Annotated in this window: 27 protein-coding genes and 1 pseudogene; 22 read left to right on the top strand and 6 right to left on the bottom strand. The window is 53.9% G+C overall.

Going from position 1 to position 23002, the window contains the following annotated elements:
- Window positions 1-204 precede the first annotated feature (204 nt).
- Window positions 205-525, bottom strand: a pseudogene (locus tag WMO17_RS12060) (recombinase family protein); the annotation flags it as partial.
- Between the two features lie 159 nt (window positions 526-684).
- Here WMO17_RS12060 and WMO17_RS12055 point away from each other — a divergent pair.
- Window positions 685-1611 (top strand): replication initiator protein A, encoded by a 927-nt coding sequence (locus WMO17_RS12055; RefSeq protein WP_349138212.1) that lies wholly within the window; start codon window positions 685-687, stop codon window positions 1609-1611.
- A gap of 120 nt (window positions 1612-1731) precedes the next feature.
- Here WMO17_RS12055 and WMO17_RS12050 read toward each other — a convergent pair whose 3' ends face one another.
- Window positions 1732-2613 (bottom strand): LysR family transcriptional regulator, encoded by an 882-nt coding sequence (locus tag WMO17_RS12050; RefSeq protein ID WP_294648814.1) that lies wholly within the window; start codon window positions 2611-2613, stop codon window positions 1732-1734.
- Between the two features lie 154 nt (window positions 2614-2767).
- Between WMO17_RS12050 and WMO17_RS12045 the strand changes: the two genes are divergently transcribed.
- The gene (locus WMO17_RS12045; RefSeq protein WP_349138211.1) at window positions 2768-4753 is read left to right on the top strand and encodes an FAD-dependent oxidoreductase; all 1986 of its coding nucleotides are present in this window, start codon (window positions 2768-2770) and stop codon (window positions 4751-4753) included.
- A gap of 121 nt (window positions 4754-4874) precedes the next feature.
- Here WMO17_RS12045 and WMO17_RS12040 read toward each other — a convergent pair whose 3' ends face one another.
- Window positions 4875-5627: a MurR/RpiR family transcriptional regulator gene (locus WMO17_RS12040; RefSeq protein WP_294648810.1), complete on the bottom strand. Its 753-nt coding sequence runs from the start codon at window positions 5625-5627 to the stop codon at window positions 4875-4877.
- Between the two features lie 264 nt (window positions 5628-5891).
- Here WMO17_RS12040 and WMO17_RS12035 point away from each other — a divergent pair, with 264 nt between their 5' ends.
- Window positions 5892-7487 (top strand): PTS transporter subunit EIIC, encoded by a 1596-nt coding sequence (locus tag WMO17_RS12035; protein WP_120080781.1) that lies wholly within the window; start codon window positions 5892-5894, stop codon window positions 7485-7487.
- Window positions 7488-7540: 53 nt separating this feature from the next.
- Window positions 7541-8869 carry a 6-phospho-alpha-glucosidase gene (locus tag WMO17_RS12030; RefSeq protein WP_120080779.1) on the top strand — a complete coding sequence of 443 codons (1329 nt, stop codon included), beginning with the start codon at window positions 7541-7543 and terminating at the stop codon, window positions 8867-8869.
- Window positions 8870-8978: 109 nt separating this feature from the next.
- On the opposite strand, the gene WMO17_RS12025 is transcribed toward WMO17_RS12030, so the two are convergent.
- Window positions 8979-9182 (bottom strand): helix-turn-helix domain-containing protein, encoded by a 204-nt coding sequence (locus tag WMO17_RS12025; protein ID WP_223383275.1) that lies wholly within the window; start codon window positions 9180-9182, stop codon window positions 8979-8981.
- Window positions 9183-9563: 381 nt separating this feature from the next.
- Between WMO17_RS12025 and WMO17_RS12020 the strand changes: the two genes are divergently transcribed.
- The 12 genes from WMO17_RS12020 to WMO17_RS11965 all read left to right on the top strand — a co-directional run bounded on the left by WMO17_RS12020 (window position 9564) and on the right by WMO17_RS11965 (window position 16556).
- On the top strand, window positions 9564-9782 hold the full coding sequence (locus tag WMO17_RS12020) for an HFLK protein (RefSeq protein ID WP_349138209.1): 219 nt from the start codon (window positions 9564-9566) through the stop codon (window positions 9780-9782).
- A 114-nt stretch (window positions 9783-9896) separates the two neighbouring features.
- The gene (locus tag WMO17_RS12015; RefSeq protein ID WP_349138207.1) at window positions 9897-10424 is read left to right on the top strand and encodes an isochorismatase family protein; all 528 of its coding nucleotides are present in this window, start codon (window positions 9897-9899) and stop codon (window positions 10422-10424) included.
- A gap of 10 nt (window positions 10425-10434) precedes the next feature.
- A complete protein-coding gene (locus WMO17_RS12010; RefSeq protein WP_349138206.1) occupies window positions 10435-10962 on the top strand; it encodes an O-acetyl-ADP-ribose deacetylase in 528 nt (175 codons plus the stop codon).
- Between the two features lie 84 nt (window positions 10963-11046).
- Window positions 11047-11712 (top strand): DNA/RNA nuclease SfsA, encoded by a 666-nt coding sequence (gene sfsA, locus WMO17_RS12005; RefSeq protein ID WP_349138205.1) that lies wholly within the window; start codon window positions 11047-11049, stop codon window positions 11710-11712.
- Between the two features lie 78 nt (window positions 11713-11790).
- Entirely contained in the window at window positions 11791-12516 is a 726-nt protein-coding gene (locus tag WMO17_RS12000) for a MerR family transcriptional regulator (protein WP_349138204.1), read from the top strand.
- A 105-nt stretch (window positions 12517-12621) separates the two neighbouring features.
- Window positions 12622-12999, top strand: a complete 378-nt coding sequence (locus WMO17_RS11995) for a desulfoferrodoxin family protein (RefSeq protein WP_294648806.1) — start codon at window positions 12622-12624, stop codon at window positions 12997-12999.
- A gap of 419 nt (window positions 13000-13418) precedes the next feature.
- Window positions 13419-13676 (top strand): helix-turn-helix domain-containing protein, encoded by a 258-nt coding sequence (locus WMO17_RS11990; RefSeq protein ID WP_275539406.1) that lies wholly within the window; start codon window positions 13419-13421, stop codon window positions 13674-13676.
- An 85-nt stretch (window positions 13677-13761) separates the two neighbouring features.
- Window positions 13762-14223, top strand: a complete 462-nt coding sequence (locus WMO17_RS11985; RefSeq protein WP_005921352.1) for a 2-thiouracil desulfurase family protein — start codon at window positions 13762-13764, stop codon at window positions 14221-14223.
- Window positions 14208-14984: an HAD hydrolase family protein gene (locus WMO17_RS11980; RefSeq protein ID WP_349138202.1), complete on the top strand. Its 777-nt coding sequence runs from the start codon at window positions 14208-14210 to the stop codon at window positions 14982-14984. The genes WMO17_RS11985 and WMO17_RS11980 overlap by 16 nt, the downstream gene beginning before the upstream one ends.
- Before the next feature lie 57 nt (window positions 14985-15041).
- The gene (locus tag WMO17_RS11975) at window positions 15042-15491 is read left to right on the top strand and encodes a low molecular weight protein-tyrosine-phosphatase (protein ID WP_349138201.1); all 450 of its coding nucleotides are present in this window, start codon (window positions 15042-15044) and stop codon (window positions 15489-15491) included.
- 12 nt (window positions 15492-15503) lie between these two features.
- The gene (locus WMO17_RS11970) at window positions 15504-16091 is read left to right on the top strand and encodes a pentapeptide repeat-containing protein (protein WP_097779531.1); all 588 of its coding nucleotides are present in this window, start codon (window positions 15504-15506) and stop codon (window positions 16089-16091) included.
- A gap of 12 nt (window positions 16092-16103) precedes the next feature.
- On the top strand, window positions 16104-16556 hold the full coding sequence (locus WMO17_RS11965) for an aminoacyl-tRNA hydrolase (protein WP_005921358.1): 453 nt from the start codon (window positions 16104-16106) through the stop codon (window positions 16554-16556).
- An 80-nt stretch (window positions 16557-16636) separates the two neighbouring features.
- Here WMO17_RS11965 and WMO17_RS11960 read toward each other — a convergent pair whose 3' ends face one another.
- Window positions 16637-16798: a hypothetical protein gene (locus WMO17_RS11960; protein WP_207698323.1), complete on the bottom strand. Its 162-nt coding sequence runs from the start codon at window positions 16796-16798 to the stop codon at window positions 16637-16639.
- Between the two features lie 14 nt (window positions 16799-16812).
- On the bottom strand, window positions 16813-17694 hold the full coding sequence (locus WMO17_RS11955) for a DUF5131 family protein (RefSeq protein WP_349138200.1): 882 nt from the start codon (window positions 17692-17694) through the stop codon (window positions 16813-16815).
- A 114-nt stretch (window positions 17695-17808) separates the two neighbouring features.
- On the opposite strand from WMO17_RS11955, the gene WMO17_RS11950 reads away from it, so the two are divergent.
- The 6 genes from WMO17_RS11950 (at window position 17809) to WMO17_RS11925 (ending at window position 22743) form a co-directional block, all read left to right on the top strand.
- Window positions 17809-18840 carry a macro domain-containing protein gene (locus WMO17_RS11950; protein ID WP_349138199.1) on the top strand — a complete coding sequence of 344 codons (1032 nt, stop codon included), beginning with the start codon at window positions 17809-17811 and terminating at the stop codon, window positions 18838-18840.
- A 91-nt stretch (window positions 18841-18931) separates the two neighbouring features.
- Window positions 18932-19591 carry a vWA domain-containing protein gene (locus WMO17_RS11945; protein WP_349138198.1) on the top strand — a complete coding sequence of 220 codons (660 nt, stop codon included), beginning with the start codon at window positions 18932-18934 and terminating at the stop codon, window positions 19589-19591.
- A 14-nt stretch (window positions 19592-19605) separates the two neighbouring features.
- Window positions 19606-20406, top strand: a complete 801-nt coding sequence (locus WMO17_RS11940; protein WP_337679696.1) for an ADP-ribosylglycohydrolase family protein — start codon at window positions 19606-19608, stop codon at window positions 20404-20406.
- Between the two features lie 166 nt (window positions 20407-20572).
- Window positions 20573-21397, top strand: coding sequence for a purine-nucleoside phosphorylase (locus tag WMO17_RS11935; RefSeq protein ID WP_337679694.1), 825 nt, complete (start codon window positions 20573-20575; stop codon window positions 21395-21397).
- Window positions 21398-21409: 12 nt separating this feature from the next.
- Window positions 21410-22288, top strand: coding sequence for a ribokinase (locus WMO17_RS11930; RefSeq protein ID WP_120080755.1), 879 nt, complete (start codon window positions 21410-21412; stop codon window positions 22286-22288).
- The gene (locus tag WMO17_RS11925) at window positions 22285-22743 is read left to right on the top strand and encodes a pyridoxal-phosphate dependent enzyme (protein WP_015563803.1); all 459 of its coding nucleotides are present in this window, start codon (window positions 22285-22287) and stop codon (window positions 22741-22743) included. Before WMO17_RS11930 ends, WMO17_RS11925 begins: the two co-directional genes overlap by 4 nt.
- Window positions 22744-23002 lie beyond the last annotated feature (259 nt).

The raw sequence follows: 23002 nt of genomic DNA, 5'->3' as shown, positions 1-23002 counted from the left end.
ATGCCGACCCCTCCCCATAGTATCATAAACGGTTACTGTAATTTATGAAGGAGGGCTTGCCTTTTTTCCGGACTCCGGGGAGAACAACGCTGCTTCGTTGTCCACAAAATGCTGATAAGCGTCCTTGTATGCAATCAGGTGGACAGGATTCTGCAAAATAAACTTGATGGAAAACCGGGTGAACGAACGCCCGGTTTTTGTTTTGATGCCCAGCCGTCCCAGTTCTTCAATCAGACTGGAAAAGTCGCTGATGTTGCGGCTGATGCGGTCCAGACGGTAGACCACAATGGCCTTGAATTTCCGGTCCTTGGCCGCAGTCATCATCTTTTTGAAATCCGGGCGGTTCAGGTTGCCGCCGGAAAAGCCCTCGTCCTCAAAGACAACGGCATGTTCCGCGGCGGCATCGCCGTAGTGAGTGTGGATATATTCGCGGCAGAGGTCGATCTGATTTCCGATACTTTCGCCCTTGCCGGTGTAGCGGGATTTGCGGGAATAGATGGCAATGGTGTCGGCAGTTTTGGCCATGAGATACTCCTTTCCTGTTGTCCGGTGGCCGTAGATGCGGCTATTGTAGCATGGCAGGCCATCTTTGTAAAGAAAAATAACGATAGTCATACATATTTCATCATACTACGAACGGAGGTGTCAAGGATGTGACAAGGCAGAACAAGCGAGGAAGTCAGGATGTTTGACTATTTCTATGGGCAGTCGGGCGAGATGTTCTCGTATTTCCGGGTGCCCAAAATTTTATTCCGGGACATAAAATTCAAGGACCTGTCCACTGATGCCAAAACGCTGTACGGCATCCTGTTGGACCGCATGGGGCTGTCGGTGAAAAACGGATGGCTGGATGAGCAGGGAAGGGTGTATATCATTTTTCCTGTGCAGGAAGTGATGGATGCACTGGGCTGCGCAGACAACAAGGCTACCAAACTGTTCCGGGAATTGGAAAAGTTTGGTCTGATTGAGCGCAAACGGCGCGGGCTGGGAAAACCCAATCTGATTTACGTCAAAAACTTTGCAGACCCGCGTTTCCGGAATCGTGAAAAGAACGGTTCCGGTGCCACGGATTCAGCGCAGCAGGAAACGGCAAAATCACGAGGAAATAAGACTGAGTGGAATAAAACCGAGGGGAGTGAACCTGATCCTTTCTCTTCCGACGCGGAGGACGAATCGGATGAGCGCACACGGCTGGAAGCGTATTTTATGCAGTCGTTGGAGGTGGACTTGCTGCTCCGGGCCTGCCCGGATGAGGAGGACACCATCCATCAAATCGTGAATCTTCTGGTGGATACCTGCTCTTCGAAACGCAGAATGCTGCGGGTGGCAGGGGATGACAAGCCCGCGGAGGTCGTGCGCAGCCGATTCATGAAGCTGAATGTTCTGGAACGGCACTGCAACCAGGCCAAGATCCCGGTTATCTCGGTACATGGTCTGCGGCATACCCACGCTTCGGTGCTTCTGTTTGCAGGTGTATCTATTGCAAGCGTGGCAAGGCGGCTGGGGCATTCCAGCATGACAACAACGCAGAAAACCTACCTGCACATCATTCGGGAACTGGAAAATCAGGATATTGACCTTGTAATGCGGTCACTCTCTGGATTAAGCTGATAAAATAATCAACCATCGCTCGCGCTGATGAAGGATGATAAGAAAAACGTGGTCGTTTTGATGTTATTCATAATACAAAAAAGAGTGGCAGTGTTCAAAGCGAAATGCTGTCACTCTTTTTTAAAACTTCAACCTCTCCTGCAAAAAGCGGCACAATAGCTCCGCACAGGCGTTGTGTTGTTTTTGGGGACGGAGGAATCCGGCACAAATAGGCGGCAGACCGTCTAATATTACATCCCGGACATTGGACATCTGGTTGCTGGAAGATTTCTCGAAACGGTTCAGAGATACACAATTCTGCTCCTGCGTGCGGTAGAGTACCTGATAAAATTGCTCGACCAGCTCCAGCTGTGGGTGTGCACTGCTCTCCCGCAGTGCCTGCCACAGCGGTGCCAGGGCATCCGGGGCAAAGCCGGGCACCAGCAGGGTCTGCCCGTCCAGCTCTGCCGGTGTAATATGCGTTCGCTCCCAGAAAGGGCTGCTGCGGCAGACCATGACGGCGGCGGTATGCTGTGAAAGGGCGGTGCGTGCAAGCCCCGCAGCACAGCCGCCCAGGTCCATCACCAGCCCGGCATCCAGTGCGCCCCGTTGCAGTTGCACCGGCACTTCATCGTTGGACAGGGAAGTAAGCTCCAAGGGGATGCCGGGGTACTGCTGCCGGAATGCTTCCAGCACCTCCCCCAGATTGGGCAGATAGTCCGGAACCAGTGCCACGCTGATGCCCAGCCGCAGTGGTGCAGACTGGATGTCCTGATAAGCTTGCTGGCACAGGGCATTGAATTGCTGCACCACCGGCGCAGCCTGTGCCCGGAACCGCTCACCCTTTTCAGTAAGAGCCAGATGATTGCGGTTGTTGACAAACAGCTTGCCGCAAAGCTCTTCTTCCAGTGCAGCAATGCTCAGCCGCAAGGCCTGCCGGGACAGATACATCCGCCCGGCGGTGTGGGTGTAATTCAAATCTTCGCACAGTGCCAGAAAATAGCGCAGCTGCTGGATGGTCATGATGTGCTCCTTTTTACAAAACGCAAGTTTTACTTGATACTTATAAGGATATTATATCTTCTTTTTCTTTGTTTGTAAATGTGATACTTTTAACAAGAACGGCAATAGATTTTTGTCGATGCGAAGGATATAGCAAGAAAAGGAAGGAATTATTATGGAAAAGATCTCCCGTAAAGGATTTCTGAAGATCGCAGCAGCTGCTGCCATGAGCGGCGTGACCGCTGCCGGTCTGGCTGCCTGCAATGCAGCCAGTGGCTCCTCTGGCGCTTCCAGTGCAGCCGGTATCTACACCCCCGGCACCTACACCGCTACTGCCAAGGGCATGAGCGAGATCACCGCCACGGTCACCTTTGATGCCAACACCATCACCAAGGTGGAGCTGGACCTCTCCGGCGAGACCGAGAGCATCGGTGGCGCTGCCAAGGACAAGCTGATCGAGCAGATCATGAACGCCCAGACCAGCCAGATCGACGGCGTGACCGGTGCAACCGTCACCAGCAAGGCCGTGCAGAACGCTGTGGCAGACTGCATCCAGCAGGCCAGCGGCGGTGCCATCAACCCTGCACAGCAGTCCACCGAGGAAACCTCCTCTACCGCCGACTGGCTGGGTGAGGCACCGGAGATCGCCGAGAGCGATATCAAGCAGACCGTGGACTGCGAGGTTCTGGTGGTGGGCGCCGGTTCTTCCGGTAGCTTTGCTGCCGCCGCTGCCGCCGAGGCTGGTGCCAAGACCATCCTCATCGAGAAGTTTGGTCACGATATGGCCAGCGGCATCCGGGATACGCTGGCAGCCTGCGGCTCCAAGCAGCAGCAGGAGGACGGCGACGACGTGAGCAAGAAGGACGCCGTGTGCTACCTGTGCAACTGGAGTCAGGGATACACCCGCCGCAGTCTGGCACAGGTCTGGGCCGATAAGAGCGGCGAGACCATGGACTGGTTCACGGATGTTCTGGCCGAAAGCGGTATCGACTTCCGCCACGAGATCGACGAAAAGCACGAGGGTGACAATTACGAGGTTCTGGATGTCGGCCACAGCACCCAGTATGGCGAAGAATACAGCGAGCAGCTGACCATGGATGCCGTGCTGAAGCACGCTGAGGCAGACGGCCTTGAAGTGCAGTACGAGATCACCATGGTCAAGCTGGAAAAGGACGGAGACCGCGTCACCGGCCTCATCGCCAAGAATGCCAACGATGAATATGTGCGCTACAACGCTTCCAAGGGCGTGATCCTCGCCTGCGGCGGCTACAGCGGAAACGAGACCATGATGAACGCCCTGCAGCCCCAGAGCGTGGAGCAGACCTGCGTCAACTACTCCAAGCCCGGCGCAAAGGGCGACGGCATCAAGGCGTGCCTGTGGGCTGGTGCCATCATGGACACCACCCACACCTCCATGATCTTCGACCGTGGTGCCATCAAGCCGGACCAGACCGGCGAGTACGGCAAGGCCAGCGATGGTGCCCTCTTCTGGATGGGCAGCCAGCCGTTCTTGAAGGTGAACCTGAAGGGTGAACGCTTTATGAACGAGTATATGCCCTACGATTTGGTGCTGCACGCTGCCGCCAGCCAGCCCTACCACACCTACTGCACCGTGTGGGACAGCAAGTATGCCGAGGACTGCGAGCACTTCGCCACCCATGGCTGCAGCCGTCTGTATCCCCATGTCAACGGCACCAACCCGGTGTTCCCCATGGACTATGTGCAGGCAATGAACGCCGACCTGCAGGATCAGGGCTACATCGTGGAGGCCGACACCATCGAGGAGCTGGCCGACAAGCTGGGTCTGCCGAAGGAGACCTTTACCGCTACGGTGGACCATTACAATGAGCTGGCCGCCAAGGGCGAGGATGAGGACTACGGCAAGGAGAACTACCGCCTCTCCACCCTGAGCGAGGCACCCTTCTACGGCGTCCGTCAGGCCGGCGGCTATCTGATCTGCACCATCGACGGCATCCAGATCGACGACAATATGCACGCCATTGATCAGGACTTCAAGGCCATTCCCGGTCTGTATGTCATTGGTGACATGAGCGGCAACTACTTCTCCGGCAGCTATCCCAGCCTGATGGCAGGTGCCGCCGCAGGCCGCAGTGCCACCTTCGGCCGCCTTGCCGGTCAGAACGCTGCCGCAGGCATCTGATTACAACGTTTTCCTTCTCTTCTAATTATATCTGCACCTGAAAAAGCCGCTCCGGGTCTAGCCGGGGCGGCTTTTCTGATGAATGCGGAGAAGAAAATGTATTCTCAGGCGTGAAAACCGCTCACTGCCCTTCTTTTCCGTTCGGATGCTCGTCCTTCTCCAGAACAAGATCCATGAGATATTCAAAGGTGATAAGCACGCGCGCATAGAAATAGTTGGCGGTAAGGTTCCGGTCGTCCAGCATCTTGTCGTCCAGCAGCACAAAGGCAGGGTCTGCACAGCGGGCGATGGGAGAATTGTCGGCACCCACAAAGGCAATGATGCTCCGGTGCTGTGCAAAGGAATCCTGTACCGGCTTCAGGATGGTGCCAGTCTTTCCACTCTTGCTGATGGCAATGACCAGCCCGGCATTCAGTGCACCGCTTTCGTAGACCTCATAGCTGTTGGAGCCGATGGCGCAGTAGCCCAGAACCAGCAGCTTCCGCACCATAAATTCCTGCAAAGGGGCACAGAACCCGGTGCCTGTCACAAGGATGGGCTTTTGCCGGTTGGCGTGGAGCAGCTCCACAAAGCGGTGTATTTTTTCTTCTGGGATACCCCCGATAAAGGCGGTGATGTCGGAGGCGTGGTTTTTGTTGTCGATCTCGTTCTGGATCAGAAAACCGATGCGGTAGATCATATCGGTGTAGCCGGTATAGCCCATCTTTTTGCTCAGCCGGATCACGGCCGCGGGGGAGGTATAATTCTGCGCTGCAAACTCTCGCACGCTGCACTGACCGCCGTTTTTTGCGGTTTCCAGCACCGCCTGCAAAAGCTGCTGCTCGTTGGCATTCAGATGGTGCTGATCTGCCAGTTTATAAAGGTCGTGTTTCATATTTTACTCCGATTTTCGAATCAAAGAACGGCTTGATTCCATAAAGTATACGCTGAATCGCGTATTTTGTCAATAAACATTTCGATGTATCCAACATGAAAGCGAAACATGTTTCAGCTTTTGCGAACAAGTTCAAAAAAAGTCCAATTCGGTAGATTTTTTTGTGCAGAGTGATATAATCAAGCCATCGAAACGGTAAGGTGCACCCCCGAAACGAAGAGACAATTTGAAAAGAGAGATTCATGGAACGTTAGGAGAACACCAATGAAACAAAAAGTTATGGATGCGATGCAGAGCTTTTCCAGAGCTCTGATGGGCCCCGTTCTGTTCCTGCCCATTGCGGGTATGCTGCAGGCGATTTCTTCGGTCATGAGCAACACGGCACTGGTGACAGAGGGCGGTGTTGTCTGGACCCTCGGCAAATTCATCAATGGCGGCGTTGGAGCAGTCATTGGCAATCTGGGTATCCTGTTCTGCGTGGGCATCGCAATGAGCCTTGCCAAAAAGCGCAAGGCAGATGCGGCATTTCTGGCACTGGTCAGCTATCTGGTCTGGCTGGCAGCCAATTCCCGCTGGCTGGATGTGGCAGGACTGACCATCGCCGGTGATACGGCAAGCGCTTTGTACGGCACCGGTCAGACCATCTGCCTCGGCTATCACGTTACTGACATGGGCGTATTTCTGGGCATGATCCTTGGCGTGGTGGTGGCGCTGGTCCACAACCGCTTCATCGACACCGAGTTTGAAGGTGCCATGGCCATGTACGGCAACAGCAAGTTCGTCTTTGTGGTGCTGCTGCCCATCGTTCTGGTCATGGCGGTGGTTGCCAGCTACGTCTGGCCTGTGGCTGCGGCGGGTATCAACGCCCTGACCGGTGTCATGGCAAGTGCAGGCGCGTTCGGTGTGTTCCTGTACGGCTTCTTGAACCGCGTGCTGATCCCCACGGGTCTGCATCATCTGGTCTGGTCGCCCTTCCTCTACTCCGCACTGGGCGACAGCATGATCATCGGCGGTGAGCAGATCGTTGGCGCAAAGCCTGTGTTCCTTGCCCTGCTCAGTGACCCCAGCGTGGCAATGATGCGGGATTCCGCACGTTTTCTGACCTACGGTCTGATGAAGACCTTCGGCGTGATCGGCGTGGCAATGGCTTTCATCTCCACCGCCAAAAAGGAGAAGAAGGCTGCCACCAAGGCACAGATCATCCCGGCTACCCTTACCGCCTGTCTGGTGGGCGTGACCGAGCCGCTGGAATTCACCTTCCTGTTTGCAGCTCCCGCGCTGTGGCTGGTGTACTCGGTTCTGGACGGTCTGTTCCAGATGATCGTTTACCTTGTGGGCATCCGGGTCTGCGCCACCAACGGCATCATTGATTTTCTGGTGTTGAACCTGCCTGCCGGTATCGGTCGCACCCGCTGGCCGCTGTATGTGCTGGTGGGTCTGGTGGAGATCGTGGTAATGTACCTCGTTTTCCGCTTCCTCATCGTGAAGATGAACCTCAAGACCCCCGGCCGTGAGGACGGCGAAGAAGTCACCGACCTTGCTGCAAACGCAGCTGCTGTCAAGCAACAGATCCGCAGCGGCGCAGCCGAAAAGACTGCTGCCAGCGCAAACGATGCACAGACCGCAGCCCATATCGTGGAAGGACTGGGCGGTGCAGAGAACATCCTGAACACCGATAACTGCATGACCCGTCTGCGAGTGCAGGTCAAGGATGCCGCTCTGGTCAAGGACAAGGAGTGGTTCAAGCCCACCGGCTCCGCAGGTCTTGTGGTAAAGGGCAACAACATCCAGATCATTTACGGCCCCAAAGTGGGAAAGATGCGTGCCATCGTGGACAGCTACCTTGGCCGCGCAGAATAAGATATCCGCTTTTATTCATCATACAAAAAACATTATAATAGGAGGCTTGCCTTATGAAAACGTTCAAACTGGTCATCGCCGGCGGCGGCAGCACTTATACCCCCGGCATCGTCAAGAGCCTGCTGGTGCAGAAGGATCGCTTCAAGCTGAATGAGCTGGTGCTCTACGATAACAACGCAGAGCGTCAGGAGGCTGTGGGTGTCATCGTCCGCCATGTGGTGGAAATGTTCGACCCGGAACTGAAGCTGACCCTGACCACCGACCCGGAAGTTGCCATGACCGATGCCGACTTCATCTTTGCACAGATGCGTGTCGGCCTGTACGCTATGCGTGAGCAGGACGAGAAGATCCCGCTGAAGTACGGCGTTGTGGGTCAGGAGACCTGCGGCCCCGGCGGTCTGGCTTACGGCCTGCGTACTATCTACCCCATGGTGGAGCTGATCGATTACTGCGAAAAGTACGCAAAGCCCACCTACTGGATCGTCAACTACTCCAACCCCGCTGCCATCGTGGCAAAGGCAACCTTCCGTCTGCGCCCGAAGGCTCGTATCCTGAACATCTGCGATATGCCGGTTGCCATCGAGCGCAACATGGCCGAGATTCTGGAGTGCGACCGTCATGATCTGGAAGTGGACTACTTTGGTCTGAACCACTTCGGCTGGTTCACCAAGGTGCGCCTGAACGGCGAGGATGTGACCGAGAAGCTCAAGAGCTATGTAGCAGAGCACGGCTATATGCCCCAGAACGCCAAGAGCGATGTGCTGCACAGCGATCCGTCTTGGCTGCACACCTACGCAAACGCCAAGAACATCTGCTCTGCTTTCCATGACTATCTGCCCAACACCTATATGCAGTACTACCTGCTGGGCGATGAAGTTGTAAAGAGCAGCGATCCCAACCACACCCGTGCCAACGAGGTCATGGAAGGCCGCGAGAAGCGCATCTTTGATGCTGTGGCAGATTATCGTGCCGGTAAGGACGTAGACCTGACCAAGTTCTTCGGCGGTGTGCACGGCGAGTTCATCGTGGACGTTGCCATGAGCCTTGCCTTCGACCTGCGCAAGCGCTATCTGGTCATGGTGGAGAACAACGGCGCTGTGGAGAACCTGCCCTCCGACGCCATGGTGGAGATTCCCGCTTATATCACCGACCGCGGCCCGGAACCCGTGCGTGTGGGCGAGATTCCCACCTTCTACAAGGGTCTGATCGAGCAGCAGGAGGCTGTGGAGAAGCTGATCGTGGATGCCGCTGTGGAGCACTCCTACGAGAAGGCACTGATGGCCTTTACTCTGTCCAAGACCGTGCCCAGCCTGCTGGTCGCCAAGAAGATCTTGGACGATATGATCGTTGCCAACAAGGCTTACTGGCCGGAGCTGCACTGATAAGTACTTCGTCAGCGGCTGATACCGGACAACTGAGCCCATAAAACATTGAACGCCTCCCCGGCATTCCTTCCAAGAAGGATGCCAGGGATTTTTTTTGCTGTCATGTTTACAAGTAAGAGGAATCGAAGAAGTCTTTTAATGTAATTCCTAAACCCTGACAAATTCTTTCAATCGTCTCTACGCTTAACTGCCCTCCCCGACGGGCGGTGGTTTGAATCGTGGAGTACGATATTCCGCATTTCTTTGCCAATACACATAGATTCATATCACGCACTTGCATCAAATCCTGAACACGCTTGATCGTATCCACGAAAATCCCTCCCATCTTTTTAGTTCAAAACTTTTCCAACGATCTCAAATCTTTGCTCTAGAGATGGAAAACCAGCAAGGATTCATTTGAAATTTATCCCCGAACAAATGAACTCTGCTATAATGCGGGTGCGACATATGAGGCCGACAGAATTTTGAAAGAATTGCCAGAGACATTGGAAGTACGTAAGTCCAGAGACTGCCTGATGATGAATCTGGAGGAGGCGCAGAAGTTCTTTGGTATCACTTTTAAGAAACCGTTATTTCCATGGCTTTCAAAGATTTTTGCATAAAATGTTTTGAAAGAGATGCTTGTTGGACATCACTTTCGATAAAATGAACCTCAGAAGGGAAAAAATATATTTCTGAGGAAGACAAAACAATGTCAAACGGTGATTATGGTTACTTCAGCAAAGGTGATACGGGCTATGCCCAGTACATGACGGCGTTCAACCGCAACTTCGGCGGTTCGTCTGGCGGCGGTGGTGGTGGCGGAAACCACAACAACAATGGCGGTGGCGGCGGGGACGGCAGCGGGTGCGGCTGCCTGATCGCTATTGCAGTGGTCGTGGTGCTGATCCTGATCGTCTTGGATGGCTGAATCAATCCCTGCAGGTGAAACACAGGTTTTCCCTGTGGGGATTTTTCGAATCTGCTTGTAGAAAACGGCGGTCTATGGTAGCATGAAATCAAAGAAAAACAGGAGGGCTTACACATGGTTTTACTGGTTGTGGATACACAGAAAGGTATCGTGGATGAACGCCTGTATGCGTTTGAAAAGTTTGTCAGCAACATCAGGGAATTGATCCGGACTGCCCGCGAACAGGGAATCGAGGTCGTCTATGTCCAGCATGACGATGGGCCCGGCACCGGTTTCTCCATCGGGGACGATGAATTCGAGGCCTATTCCGGGTTTGCGCCACTGCTGACTGAAAAACGGTTCGTCAAGACTGTATGCAGTGCGTTCAAAAAAGAAAGTGGTCTGCTGGAATATCTGACGGAAAAGGGCGAAAAAGATGTGATGGTCTGCGGCATCATGACCGACTTCTGCATCAATGCAACGGTGGAGGCGGGCTTTGAGCATGGCCTGCACATGATCGTTCCTGCCTATGCAAATTCCACGCAGGACAACGAGTACATGACAGGGGAGCAGAGCTACCACTATTACAATGAATTCCTCTGGCCGGACCGCTATGCCGATTGTGTGCCCATGGACAAGGCGCTGGAGCTGCTCAAAAAGTGAGGTGTTTACAATGATTTCCGAAAAAGTCAAAAATCAAATTCAAGTGGTGCAGGGTGACATTACTAAACTGGACTGTGACTGCATCGTAAATGCGGCCAACCGCAGTCTGTTAGGTGGCGGTGGTGTGGATGGTGCCATCCACCGGGCAGCAGGGCCGGAACTGTTGGCGGAGTGTCGCACGCTGCACGGCTGCCGCACCGGCGAAGCAAAAATCACCAAGGGCTACCGGTTGAGAGCAAAGTATATCATTCATACGGTAGGCCCGATTTATTCCGGCACAGCAGAGGATGCCGCGCAGCTGGCGGACTGCTACCGCAATTCGCTGAACCTTGCCAAAGAGCATGATGTCCATAGCATTGCGTTCCCGGCAATTTCGACCGGCGTGTATGGCTACCCGCTGGAAGATGCCACGGAGATTGCAGTCAAAACAGTGGCGCAGTGGCTGGAAGATCACGCGGATTACGCCATGCAGGTGATTTTCTGCTGCTTTGATGCCCGGACGGAGCGGGTGTATCAGGCAAGAACTCTGCAACAGTGAAAGCGGCAGGATGGTCGTGGAACTGTATCTTGGTAAACAGGATGGGCATGGCTCCCGAATCCTGTACTGAAAATGGAGTAAAGATTGAAATACAGAGAAATCGCAGATGGCATTTTTGTTGACCGTCCCAACCGCTTTATTGCCCATGTGGAAGTGAATGGAGCAGTGGAAACCGTCCATGTCAAGAACACCGGGCGGTGCAGGGAACTGCTGCTGCCCGGTACTGCGGTGCGGCTGGAAGTGTCAGACAACCCGAAACGCAAAACAAAATACGACCTTGTGGCGGTACACAAGCAGGGCCTCGGCTGGGTCAATATGGACAGTCAGGCACCCAACAAGGTAGTAGGAGAGTGGCTTGCAAAACAGGGCTACGACTATATCAAGCCGGAATTCACCTATGGGAAGTCCCGCATCGACTTTTATATGGAAAAGGGCGAGCAAAAGTATCTGATGGAAGTCAAAGGCTGCACACTGGAAGTGGACGGTATCGGCTATTTCCCGGATGCACCTACCGAGCGCGGCGTGAAGCACCTGCACGAGCTGGCGCAGGCACAGCAGGCAGGGTATCGGTGCGCAGTGGCTTTCGTGATTCAGATGGAAGGCATCACCGAGGTGCGGCCAAATGTCAGCACACAGCCGGAGTTTGGTACGGCACTGGCCGAAGCAAAGGCCGCAGGTGTGCGGGTGCTGTTTCTGCTCTGCCGTGTGGGGCGTGACAGCTTGGAAATCGTGGAGCAGAGGGAAGGGTGAAAAATTTTTCAGAAAACCTCTTGACCCTGACGCAGCGTCATAGCGTATACTGTGGCTGTCGCAAGGGAGGACAGCAAGATGATGACAGTGAACGAAGTGAGCAAGCGGACCGGAGTGAGCATCCGGACCCTGCAATATTACGATAAAATCGGTCTGCTGCGCGCGGCGGGCCGTACCGAAGCAGGCTATCGGCTGTATGACGATGCCGCGCTGGAACGTTTGCAGCAGATCTTATTGTTCCGGGAACTGGAATTTCCGCTGAAGGACATCCAGAAAATCGTGGAGAATTCTGCTTTTGACCGGCAGAAAGCACTGGAACAGCAGATCACACTTCTGACATTGAAAAAGCAGCATCTTGAAGATCTGATCGGCCTTGCGCAGAAAATTCGATCCACAGGAGGAATGGTTATGGACTTTACCGCATTTGATACGCAGAAGATCAAGAAGTATACCGAGCAGGCCAAAAAGGAATGGGGCGAAACGCCGGAATACAAAGAGTTTGAGGAAAAAACTGCCCATAAGACCGAGAAAGAGGTTAAGGACATGAGCAGTCAATTGATGGACATCGTGGCGGCATTCGGCGGGATGCAGAGCAAAGACCCGGCGGACTCTGAAGTGCAGGCACAGGTGAAGAAGCTGCAGGAGTTTATCACAGAGCACTACTATAACTGTTCCAAGGTAATCCTGAATCAGCTGGGGCAGATGTATGAGGCAGGCGGAGCATTTACGGAAAACATCAATGCTGCCGGTGGTGCCGGTGCCGCAGAATTTGCGCAGAAAGCCATTGAGATTTATTGCAAGTGAGCCCAAAAACGCTTTGCGTGATTCAGTCACAGAAATCGTAAATAGGAAATGTTATCATATAGACACAAGAAACACACCGATAACATTCCGATGGAGGATTTCGATATGAAGGCAAAGTTTTACATCTGCAATCACTGCGGCAACCTCGTCACTACCATCCATAACGCAGGCGTTCCGCTGGTCTGCTGCGGGGAGAAAATGAAAGAACTGGTTCCCAACACGGTGGAAGCCAGCGGCGAGAAGCATTTGCCGGTGGCAGAGCTTTCCGGCAGTTGTCTCACGGTCACAGTGGGCGCGGTGGAGCACCCCATGGCGGATGTTCACTATATTCAGTGGATTTTTTTGGAGACTGAGAACGGCGGGCAGATCCGCTATCTGAATCCGGGGCAGGCTCCCAACGCGGTGTTTGAACTGGGAAGTGAAAAGCCGGTGGCCGTTTACGCATACTGCAATCTGCATGGGCTCTGGATGACGAAACTCTGATACAATCAATGCAAACGGGGAGTGATTTGATGTCACTCCCTGTTTTTTGATGAGAACTTTATGCGGTTCTTTTGGTTCGGAACTGTGTATAAATGGGATGGATAAAATGAGCAGGCACACTATATGCGTTTGTTGAACGCTGATAGCGTTCAATTTTTTGCGTGGAATCGTGAAAATGAGACCTGTGAAAAACGTAGAAAATTTGATATGGTTGCGCTGCAAACTAAGACATATTGATGTTTTTGAAACGAGTTTATAGTGAAATATATGTAATTCGAGTGCAGATATTCATTCTTGTGAGTTTGTTGTGCGAATTTGTCACGTTCCGCCGCAAAAAAGGACTTGACGGAAAAAATACTCTGTGGTAATTTATGAGCAAATTCGCTTTTGTGAAATAAAGTCGAATTTGAATCCGCGATTTGCGGAAAAAGCAAGGAATTACGCAGGAACAGCTGAGTATAATGCTGAACATTAGTGCGAACCATCTTGCAAAAGTTGAAACGGGAAGCCGCTGCTGCTCGATTGAGTTGCTGCAGGATCTTTCGTCCTGCCTGAATGTCAGAACGGACTATCTGCTGAACGGAGATGCACCGCATAACAACCATCTGAGGGAAAGACTGACGTTTCTTGCACAGGAATTAGAAAAGATTACGGCGGACCTCCCGGTATGGGGATAGGAAAAGCAAAATCCTCTTTTTCAAGGCCCAAAAGCGTGGTAGAATAGGTAAAAGATTCAGTATCTGAAAAACGGAGCGCGCAACAATGAAGATTCTGGTCAGCGCCTGCCTGCTGGGCGAAAACTGCAAATACAGCGGCGGAAACAATTACAATCAGGCGGTTTGCGATTTTGCGCGGGGGCATCAGGTGGTTCCGGTCTGCCCGGAGGTGCTGGGCGGCCTGCCCACACCGCGGTGCCCGGCGGAAATCGTGCAGGGCGTTGTCACGAACAAAGAGGGCATCAATGTGGACCGGGAGTTCCGAGCGGGCGCAGCCAAGGCCCTTGCCATCGCAAAAGAAAATGGGGTGGAGCTTGCTATCCTGCAATCCCGCAGCCCCAGCTGCGGCGTGAAGGAAATTTACGACGGAACGTTTTCCGGGACAAAGATTCCCGGACAGGGTGTTTTTGCCAAGATGCTGATGGACGAAGGCATCCGTGTTCTGGATGCCGGGGAATTGCCTAAAATTATCTTGAAAAATGAGGACGGAAAATGTCAATCAGACTGATTTGCAGCGATATTGACGGTACGCTGCTGCAATACGGCAGGAAAGAGCTGGAAGGCGAGATCTTTGAACAGATACGGGAGCTGCATCGGCGCGGTATTTTGTTCTGCCCGGCATCCGGCCGGCAGTATACCAGCCTGCGCAAGCTCTTTGCACCGGTGGCGGACTGCTGTGTGTTTCTCTGCGAAAACGGCGGTGTGATTTATAAGGACGAGCAGTGCATTGCCAAGAATCCGATGCCGCGCGCGCTGGCCGAAGAAATCGCCAACGACCTGTGGACCCGCAGCGACGGGCAGGGCGAGGTAATGCTTTCCGGCCAGAATACTGCATACCTGATGGAGCGGGGTCTGGGAATGCTCAAGCGTATTCAGTTCATCGGGAACAATTATCAAATCATCCATGACCCTTCCGAGGTGCCGGAGGAGATCACAAAAGTATCGGTGTATCTGCACGAAGGTGTAGAATCTTACACGGAACGGTTTGTCCCACGATGGAAAGAGGCGAACTGCGCTGTGGCAGGGCCGTACTGGATCGACACCACCTTTGCTAACAAGGGCATCGGTGTGAGCAGCATCTGCAAGACTCTGGACATCGCCCTTGCCGATGTGATGGCTTTTGGCGACAATTATAACGATGTGTCGATGCTGGACATTGTGGGTGTGCCCTACATTATGGATGGTGCCGCCGCACCGCTGCGGGAAAAGTACCCGAACCATACACCCCGCCCAGAGGATGTGCTGCGGGAGTTCTTGAAGCAGAACTGAATTTTGCACGCATGTGTGCAAAATTCAAAATGATACGGTATAAGGAAATATTTTGACATGACGAAAGTGCTTTTCATCTGCCATGGCAACATTTGCCGCAGCCCAATGGCCGAGTTTGTGATGAAAGATCTGGTGGACAAAGCCGGGCTTTCTGATAAATTTGAAATCGCATCCGCCGCCACCAGCACCGAGGAGATCGGCAACCCGGTCTATCCGCCCGCCCGGCGGAAGCTGGCCGAGCACGGCATCTCCTGCGAGGGTAAAACCGCCCGGCAGATGACCCGGAGGGATTACGAAACCTACGATTATCTGATTGCCATGGATCACAACAACCTGCGCAATATGGCGCGCTTTGTGGGCGGCGACCCGGAGCATAAAGTGTCTCTGCTGATGGATCATACCCGCCGCCCCGGCGATGTGGCCGACCCGTGGTATACCGGGGATTTTGAGGCTACCTGGCAGGATGTGCTGGAAGGCTGCACGGCCTTGTTGGAAGAACTGCGCTGACAGGAGAATTTTATGACAGAGCGTTATTGTGAAGGTGAACGGTTTGCTGACCTGTCGTTCACCGAGGAGGCTTTTGAGGATTGCGACTTTACCGACTGCGTGTTTGTGGATTGCTCCTTTACCAAATGCGAACTGGATCATACCACGCTGAATGAGTGCAAATTCGTGCGGTGTGAGATCACAGGTCTGCGCAGCACTCATTCCTCGGTGCAGTCGCTGGATTTTGAGGACTGCCGCCTGAATGAAATTGAGTGGGCACCGCTGATGTCCAACGGTGCCTTCCCAGACCCCATTCACACGCTGAAAGAGTGCAGTCTGAAATATAACACCTTCACCGAAATGAACTTTAACCGCTTCGACTTTTCGGACGGCAACGAAATTGTCGGCTCCATGTTTGCCAAATGCGAGATGCAGCTGGCAAATTTCAAGGGTGTAGAACTTCACGAAACGGAGTTCTACCAGTGTGATCTGCGCAAGGCGGATTTCCGGGATGCTACAGGCTATAAGGTGGACATTCTGGGCAGCCGCCTGAAGGATGCGAAATTTTCCCTGCCGGAAGCGGTGAATCTGCTGGCAGATTTGAAGATCAAGCTGTCGTAAGAAGGAGAAAAAATGCGTCAACTCATCATTGCCCGAAAAGACCTGCAGATGTCTCCCGGTAAGCTGGCGGCGCAGTGCTGCCATGCTTCGCTGGCATTCCTCACCGACCCCATCGGTATGGGACAGGGCGTGGAACCCATCGAGAAAGACGGAGAAATTACCGGCTATCGGGCAGAAATCATGTTGGAGAAAGCAACCTATGAAGAATGGTTCGATGGTTCGTTTACCAAGACCGTATGTGGGGCCAAGAATCGAAATCAACTGCTGAAAGCAAAAACAATTGCCGAGGAATTGGGACTGGTGGAAAACAAAGACTTCTTCCTCATCCGGGATGCCTGCCACACCGAGCTGGAGCCGGAAGAATTTGATGAAAACGGAGAAGGCATGACCCTGACCTGCATCGGTTTCCGCCCGCTGCCGGATGAAATTGCACACCAGATCAGCCATAAGTTCCATTTGTATTGAGTGCTGGTTCGCGGAATAATAAAAATAGTCCCGGCCATTCTCCTGTGACATACAGGAAAATGGTCGGGATATTTTGCTTTTTATTGAAGATTCATCCACGCCGCCAGTGCATCCTCGGCGGCGGGGTCTGTGTGGTAGTAGTCGCTGACGTAAACGCCGAACGCAACGCAGACGGCCAGCAAAACAGCCAGCAGGCAGAGGAACACTCTGAGGGGAAACGATTTTTTCTTCTGGTTCTTCATAGAACTCCTTTATTTTATAAGCATTTTCCGCAATCGCTGCAGCCGTTGCAGATCAACTTGCTGCCGCAGGTCTCGCAGTTTGCGCGGAAATGAGGCACATAGAGATCTTCCTGCGGGATGGGGTAACCCCAGTCGTCCACGAGGTCAAAATGAATGGGCCTGCCCTGATAGTTCATGCCGGATTTATAAGCCATCCGGCTTTGCAGCTGCTTGCTGGGCAGGTGGTAGCGTTTACCGTCTTTGATGAACACAGTGCCAGTCTCGATAAAGCAGAAGGTCACGTTGGCATCCACGCATTCCTGCCGGAGAGACTTGACCCAATCAAAATTGCAGGGGCGGGCACCATCGTAGTTTTCGCCGCCGCAGATGACCTGCTCGATCTGCCCGGCGGTAAGGTACTGCCGGATGCTTACTGGTCCGATGAAGGGCGCGCACATAATGCCCTTGTGCTTGAAGGGCAGGTCAAACAGGATGGGAATGCGCTCATCGGCGCGGCGCTGATTTTCACAGGTGACGTTGAAAAAGATGTTGTCCCAACCGCTGCCCCAGTCCGGCGGCAGGCACTCCCGTACCCGCTGCGGCCGTTTGGTGAGCAGAAAAAACACCACATCGCTGCGTTGGCGCATGATGTCCCACGCCTCAGCCCGCCACGGGTCGGCTTCTTCCAAGAAGAAATCCGAGGTCATGCAGACCCGGATCTGCTCACCACTCTGGATTTTGTAGTGTCCGGTGCGGTCTTTCTGGAGCGGGTAGGAAAAGCCGCTTTTCGTTTTGTAGATCTCGGCTCCGTTCTGGTCCCGCATCCGGTCGAGAAAATACATGTAGCAGTTCTGGCAGCCCTCGCTGCACTTGACGCAGCCGTGCCATGGATTCCAGATGTCGTGCAGGAAGCTCACCTTCTTTCGGTATCTATTATTATAATAGCTGCACGGACAGGAAACAAGAGCACCCCTTGCACCGCCCCGCCGGATGTGATAGGATGAAGAAAACCATGTGAGGGAGGAACCACCATGCCGTTTCTGATGATCCGCAATGACATCACCAAAGTGGCGGCGGATGCCATTGTCAACCCGGCCAACCGGAACCTTTTGCAGGGCAGCGGCACCAGCCGTGCCATCTATCAGGCGGCAGGGGAGCAGGAGCTGACCGCCGCCTGCGAAGCCATCGGACGCTGCGATTTGGGCAGAGCCGTGTGTACTCCGGCATTCGGGCTGTCGGCAAAGTACGTTTTCCATGCAGTCTGCCCGGCGTGGCACGGCGGCGGGTTCGGCGAAGCTGAACAATTAGCCGGTGCATACCACTCCGCATTGGAATTAGCCGCAGAGTACCACTGCGAAAGCGTGGCTTTCCCGTTGCTGTCCAGCGGAAACTATGGCTACCCCAAAGAACAGGCCTTCCGCATTGCGGTGGACACCATCACGCAGTACGTTATGGAGCACGACCTTACCGTGTATCTGGTGCTTTACGACCGGGGCTCGCTGGCCGTGAGCCGGAAGCTGTTCGCCTCGGTGGAAGAGTACATTGACGACCACTATGTAGCACAGAACGATGAAAGCTACGGATTTGGCCGTCGGCGCAGGGAATTGGCAGAGCGGCGGAAGCAGCTGGAAGAAGATACCGCACTGCCAATGCTGGGGGCAGTTCCGGCACCCGCCGCGGCACCCAGGACAGCCCGCAGTCTGGAAAGCCTGATGGACAATCTGGGCGAGAGCTTCACCACCCGGCTGCTGCGGCTCATTGACGAGCGGGGGCTGAAAGACTCCACCGTGTACAAGCAGTCCAACATCTCCCGGCAGCATTTCTCCAAAATTCAGTGCAACCGCGAGTACAACCCCAAAAAGAAAACCGTGCTGGCCTTTGCGGTGGGCCTGCACCTGTCTGAAGATGAAACCATCGACCTGCTCAAGAGTGCGGGCTATGCCTTTTCGGATGGCTCCAAGCGGGACTGGATCGTGCGGTATTGCCTGGAACACAAAATCTATAACATCAATCAGGTCAATACGCTGCTGTTTGAATACGATCAGGAACAGCTGGGAGCGTAATTTGTCGCCTGCCCGTTGACCTTTTGCCCTCCGGTTTGTGGTATCCTTTTGCCAACGAAAGCGATACACCACAAAACGGAGGGCATTTATTATGAAGAAAAATCTTACCGAGCTTGTTTTCATTCTGGACCGCAGCGGTTCCATGGGCGGGCTGGAGCAGGACACCATCGGCGGGTTCAATGCTATGCTGACCCGGCAGAAGGAGCAGGAGGGCGAGGCCAACGTGACCACGATCCTGTTCGACCATGAGGTGCAGCTGCTGCACGACCGTTTCCCACTGAAGGCTGTTGCACCGCTGACCGAAAAGGACTATTACGTCCGGGGCTGTACGGCGCTACTGGACGCCATTGGCTACAGCGTGGAGAAGATGGCGAACATTCAGCGCCATCTGCCGGAGAGTGAGCGCGCCGAAAAGGTCATCTTTGTTATTACCACGGACGGCTTGGAAAACGCCAGCAAGCGGTTTGGCTATGAGAAGATCCGCCGGATGATCGAGCGGGAAAAAGAGCAATACGGCTGGGAGTTCCTGTTCCTCGGTGCCAACATGGACGCTGTGAAGGAAGCTGCCCGCTTCGGCATCTCGTCCGACCGGGCTGTGCGGTTTGAGAATGACGCACAGGGCGTGGCGGTCAACTACCACGTTGTCAGCGAGACGGTTTCCCGGATGCGGGAGGCACCCTGCTGCGCGTCCATCGGTGCGGAGTGGAAAGAGCAGATCGAAGCTGATTTCCAGAAGCGGCATCATAGGTAAGGGAGGAAACAGCCATGTTAGGAGCAATTTTGGGTGACATCGTGGGCAGTCCCTATGAATTTGACCACAACAATTACAAGCACAAGGATTTTCCGCTGCTGAGCGAGAAATCGCACTTCACCGATGATACCGTCATGACCGTTGCGGCGGCACGGGGATTGATTGCAGGTAAGGGCATCCCGGAGAGAACATTTGAAGAAACAAAGAGCGAGATGCAATATTGGGGAGAAAAATACCCTCATGCCGGTTACGGCGGGATGTTCCGCCGGTGGCTGCACGCAGAAAATCCGAAGCCCTATGGTAGTTTCGGCAACGGCTCGGCTATGCGGGTGTCGGCAGCGGGCTGGCTGTTCGATACGCTGGACAAAACGCTGGAAATGGCAAAAGTGACCGCTGAAGTCACCCACAACCACCCGGAGGGCATCAAAGGCGCGCAGGCCACGGCGGCAGCAATTTTTCTGGCCCGTACCGGCCACAGCAAGCCGGAAATCAAACAATATGTGGAGCAGACCTTCGGTTATGACCTGAACCGTACCTGCGATGAAATTCGGCCGACTTATCATCATGTGGAGACCTGTCAGGAAACTGTGCCGGAAGCCATCATTGCTTTTCTGGAAAGCGTCAGTTTTGAGGATGCACTTCGCAATGCAGTTTCTCTGGGCGGCGACAGCGACACCCTTGCCTGCATCACCGGCGGCATTGCCGAAGCTTTTTACGGGATGCCGCAGGAACTGCGGGACGAGACTTTGAAACGTCTGCCGGAGGATATCCGGGAAGGATATGAGCTGTTTCGGTGGAACATCGGCCAGAGATAAGACATTCGGAGAACCAAGGAGCAGATACAACACACTCGTGATGTGAAGTATCTGCTCCTTGGTTTTTAATAAGACTCGATGAAGGGCGTCTTGCAACGGCCTGAAAAATCCGATATACTGAACCCAGAGAGTATATCGAATTTTTTGGAAAAAAGGAGAGAACGGTATGGAACATCTTTATGAAAAGGCACTGGAAAGTGCGGAATATATCAAGACGCACACGAAAAAGCGCCCGAAGATCGCGGTGGTGCTGGGCTCCGGCCTTGGCAAGCTGACCGCGGACTTTACGGACACGGAAGAACTGTCCTACAAGGATATCCCCAACTTCCCGGTATCCACGGTGGCAGGACACAAAGGCGCATTGTTGGCTGGCAAGCTGGGGGACACGGAAGTCTACGCCATGGAAGGCCGCTTCCATTTCTATGAGGGCTACTCCATGAAGGAAGTCTGCTACCCGTTCTATGTGTTCAAGCTGTTGGACGTGGAAAAGGTGGTGTTGACCAACGCCTGCGGCGGCATCAACCGGGAGTTTGCGCCGGGCACCCTGATGCTCATTACCGACTTCATCAACATGATGGGCACGAACCCCATCATTGGCCCCAACGATGAGCGCTTCGGCCCCCGCTTCCCGGACATGACCGAACCTTATAGTCTGGAACTGCGGAACCTTGCCAAGCAGACCGCCGATAAACTGGGCATTGCCTACAAGGAGGGCGTTTACATGGGCTTTATGGGTCCTTGCTATGAAACGGCGGCTGAAATTCGCGCCTTTGCGGGGATGGGAGCCGATGCCGTGGGCATGAGCACCGTGCCGGAAACCATGGTCTGCAACTACATGGGCATGAAGGTACTGGCCGTCAGCTGCATCACTAACATGGCCACCGGCATCCAGACGGTCAAGCATAGCCACGCCCGCGTGCTGGAGATCGCAAATCAGGCAGGCGATACCCTGTGCCGATGGCTGGGTGCGGTGATTCAGAGAATGGAGTAAAAAAGATATACCATGAAAATCCTTTCGTTTGGTTCCCTCAACTACGATTATACCTATGAGGTCGAGCACTTTCTCGCGCCCAAAGAGACCCTTGCAGCCAAGTCCATGCAGCGGGGCTTTGGAGGGAAAGGCGCAAACCAGTCTATCGCCTTTGCACGAGCTGGATTGTCAGTATACCATGCGGGTCGTGTCGGCGCAGATGGACAACCATTTGTGGATTACCTGAAACAAAATGGTATTCATACAGATTATCTGATAAAGGACGATGCTGCTGCCACCGGCCACGCCATCATTGAGGTATGCCGCGGCGAAAACTGTATCCTGATCTACGGCGGTGCCAATCAGGAGATCACCACAGAGCAGATCGACCACACGCTGAAAGCCTTTTCGCCAGGCGACTGGCTGGTGCTGCAAAATGAGATCTCCAATCTGCCGTACCTGATGCAGGCCGCACAGAAAAAGGGGCTTTCCATTTTCTTCAATGCCGCACCCTACGATGTCGGCATCTTGACCTACCCGATGGAACTGGTGGATGTGCTCTGTGTCAACGAGGTGGAAGCCTGCGCCCTTGCCGGAACCGAGACCTTTGAAGCGGACGCTGTTTTGACCCTGCTGCACGAAAAATACCCGCAGACCCGTCTGCTTCTGACAGCCGGGAGTGCGGGCAGCTACTATCTGGATGCAGAGCGGCGGCTGTTTGTCCCCTGCGAAAAGGTGCAGGCCGTGGATACTACAGCTGCCGGGGACACTTACAGCGGCTATTTTCTGGCGGGCCTTTGCAGCGGCAGTTCAGTAGAGGACGCCATGCGGCTTGCTACCAAAGCAGCCGGAATTGCCGTGCAGCGCAAAGGTGCAGCGGCATCCATCCCGGAAATCAAAGAGTTGAAATGAATGATACAGAAGGCCATGTGGATATTCTGGTCTGCATGGCGGGCACCGGCGGCACGGGTTTTGGCACAGCAAGTTATCTGCGCAGCCGCAACCCGAATCTGCAAGTGGTTCTGGTGCAGCCCCATCCGGACTCCCGCCTGACCCCGGAGCACCCGGATGCGCAGATCATAGATGGCGTTTTGCCGGCGTATGATGTGCCGGAAAGCGCACTTTCCGACTATCTGCGGCCAGACTGGAGCGATGCGTGCATCAATGTCCGCACCGAGGAAGCCTACGAAACGGCCCATGAGGTGCTGCGGGCGGAAGGACTGTTTCTGGGCACATCGGCAGCAGCGGCTTTGCACGCAGCGGTGCAGGTGGGCCGCAGACCGGAGAATCAAGGAAAGAACATCGTGGTCATCGTCCCGGACAACGGCATGAAATATCTGTCTACGCCGATGTACCGGCAGAAATGATAAAAACACGATGATGCGACTGAATTTCGAAAAGATTGCATAGGATTTTATAAAAGTATTATTCTTTTATGAATTTTAGCACTCTTCTATTGACACTGCTAATGAACGGTGCTATAACAGTGGCGTGCTCAGGAGGAAGGGCAAAAGGAGAGCCGCTAGGCTCCCCGGAAAGCCCTTCTGAATGGACGCTTCAGATTTTTTGCCCCGACCCGAACGCCGGGATTGGAGGAATGATTTATGCTTATGCCGACTGTTTTCC

The sequence above is a fragment of the Faecalibacterium faecis genome (assembly GCF_040096475.1).
GTDB classification, from domain to species: domain Bacteria; phylum Bacillota; class Clostridia; order Oscillospirales; family Ruminococcaceae; genus Faecalibacterium; species Faecalibacterium taiwanense.
Note: the sequence above shows the minus strand (reverse complement) of the source record. Positions and strands in the feature narration are given on the sequence as shown.

Excerpts from the sequence above, each read along its gene's own strand:
- WMO17_RS11980 (WP_349138202.1), top strand. The coding sequence starts at position 14,208 with ATGTCAATCAGACTGATTTGCAGCGATATTGACGGTACGCTGCTGCAA.
- WMO17_RS12010 (WP_349138206.1), top strand. The coding sequence starts at position 10,435 with ATGATTTCCGAAAAAGTCAAAAATCAAATTCAAGTGGTGCAGGGTGAC.
- WMO17_RS11925 (WP_015563803.1), top strand. The coding sequence starts at position 22,285 with ATGAATGATACAGAAGGCCATGTGGATATTCTGGTCTGCATGGCGGGC.
- WMO17_RS12015 (WP_349138207.1), top strand. The coding sequence starts at position 9,897 with ATGGTTTTACTGGTTGTGGATACACAGAAAGGTATCGTGGATGAACGC.
- WMO17_RS11950 (WP_349138199.1), top strand. The coding sequence starts at position 17,809 with ATGCCGTTTCTGATGATCCGCAATGACATCACCAAAGTGGCGGCGGAT.
- WMO17_RS12050 (WP_294648814.1), bottom strand. The coding sequence starts at position 2,613 with ATGACCATCCAGCAGCTGCGCTATTTTCTGGCACTGTGCGAAGATTTG.
- WMO17_RS11985 (WP_005921352.1), top strand. The coding sequence starts at position 13,762 with ATGAAGATTCTGGTCAGCGCCTGCCTGCTGGGCGAAAACTGCAAATAC.
- WMO17_RS12045 (WP_349138211.1), top strand. The coding sequence starts at position 2,768 with ATGGAAAAGATCTCCCGTAAAGGATTTCTGAAGATCGCAGCAGCTGCT.
- WMO17_RS12020 (WP_349138209.1), top strand. The coding sequence starts at position 9,564 with ATGTCAAACGGTGATTATGGTTACTTCAGCAAAGGTGATACGGGCTAT.
- WMO17_RS12040 (WP_294648810.1), bottom strand. The coding sequence starts at position 5,627 with ATGAAACACGACCTTTATAAACTGGCAGATCAGCACCATCTGAATGCC.
- WMO17_RS11960 (WP_207698323.1), bottom strand. The coding sequence starts at position 16,798 with ATGAAGAACCAGAAGAAAAAATCGTTTCCCCTCAGAGTGTTCCTCTGC.
- WMO17_RS12030 (WP_120080779.1), top strand. The coding sequence starts at position 7,541 with ATGAAAACGTTCAAACTGGTCATCGCCGGCGGCGGCAGCACTTATACC.
- WMO17_RS12055 (WP_349138212.1), top strand. The coding sequence starts at position 685 with ATGTTTGACTATTTCTATGGGCAGTCGGGCGAGATGTTCTCGTATTTC.
- WMO17_RS11970 (WP_097779531.1), top strand. The coding sequence starts at position 15,504 with ATGACAGAGCGTTATTGTGAAGGTGAACGGTTTGCTGACCTGTCGTTC.
- WMO17_RS12000 (WP_349138204.1), top strand. The coding sequence starts at position 11,791 with ATGATGACAGTGAACGAAGTGAGCAAGCGGACCGGAGTGAGCATCCGG.
- WMO17_RS11995 (WP_294648806.1), top strand. The coding sequence starts at position 12,622 with ATGAAGGCAAAGTTTTACATCTGCAATCACTGCGGCAACCTCGTCACT.
- WMO17_RS11975 (WP_349138201.1), top strand. The coding sequence starts at position 15,042 with ATGACGAAAGTGCTTTTCATCTGCCATGGCAACATTTGCCGCAGCCCA.
- WMO17_RS11940 (WP_337679696.1), top strand. The coding sequence starts at position 19,606 with ATGTTAGGAGCAATTTTGGGTGACATCGTGGGCAGTCCCTATGAATTT.
- WMO17_RS11945 (WP_349138198.1), top strand. The coding sequence starts at position 18,932 with ATGAAGAAAAATCTTACCGAGCTTGTTTTCATTCTGGACCGCAGCGGT.
- WMO17_RS11930 (WP_120080755.1), top strand. The coding sequence starts at position 21,410 with ATGAAAATCCTTTCGTTTGGTTCCCTCAACTACGATTATACCTATGAG.
- WMO17_RS12035 (WP_120080781.1), top strand. The coding sequence starts at position 5,892 with ATGAAACAAAAAGTTATGGATGCGATGCAGAGCTTTTCCAGAGCTCTG.
- WMO17_RS11965 (WP_005921358.1), top strand. The coding sequence starts at position 16,104 with ATGCGTCAACTCATCATTGCCCGAAAAGACCTGCAGATGTCTCCCGGT.
- WMO17_RS11935 (WP_337679694.1), top strand. The coding sequence starts at position 20,573 with ATGGAACATCTTTATGAAAAGGCACTGGAAAGTGCGGAATATATCAAG.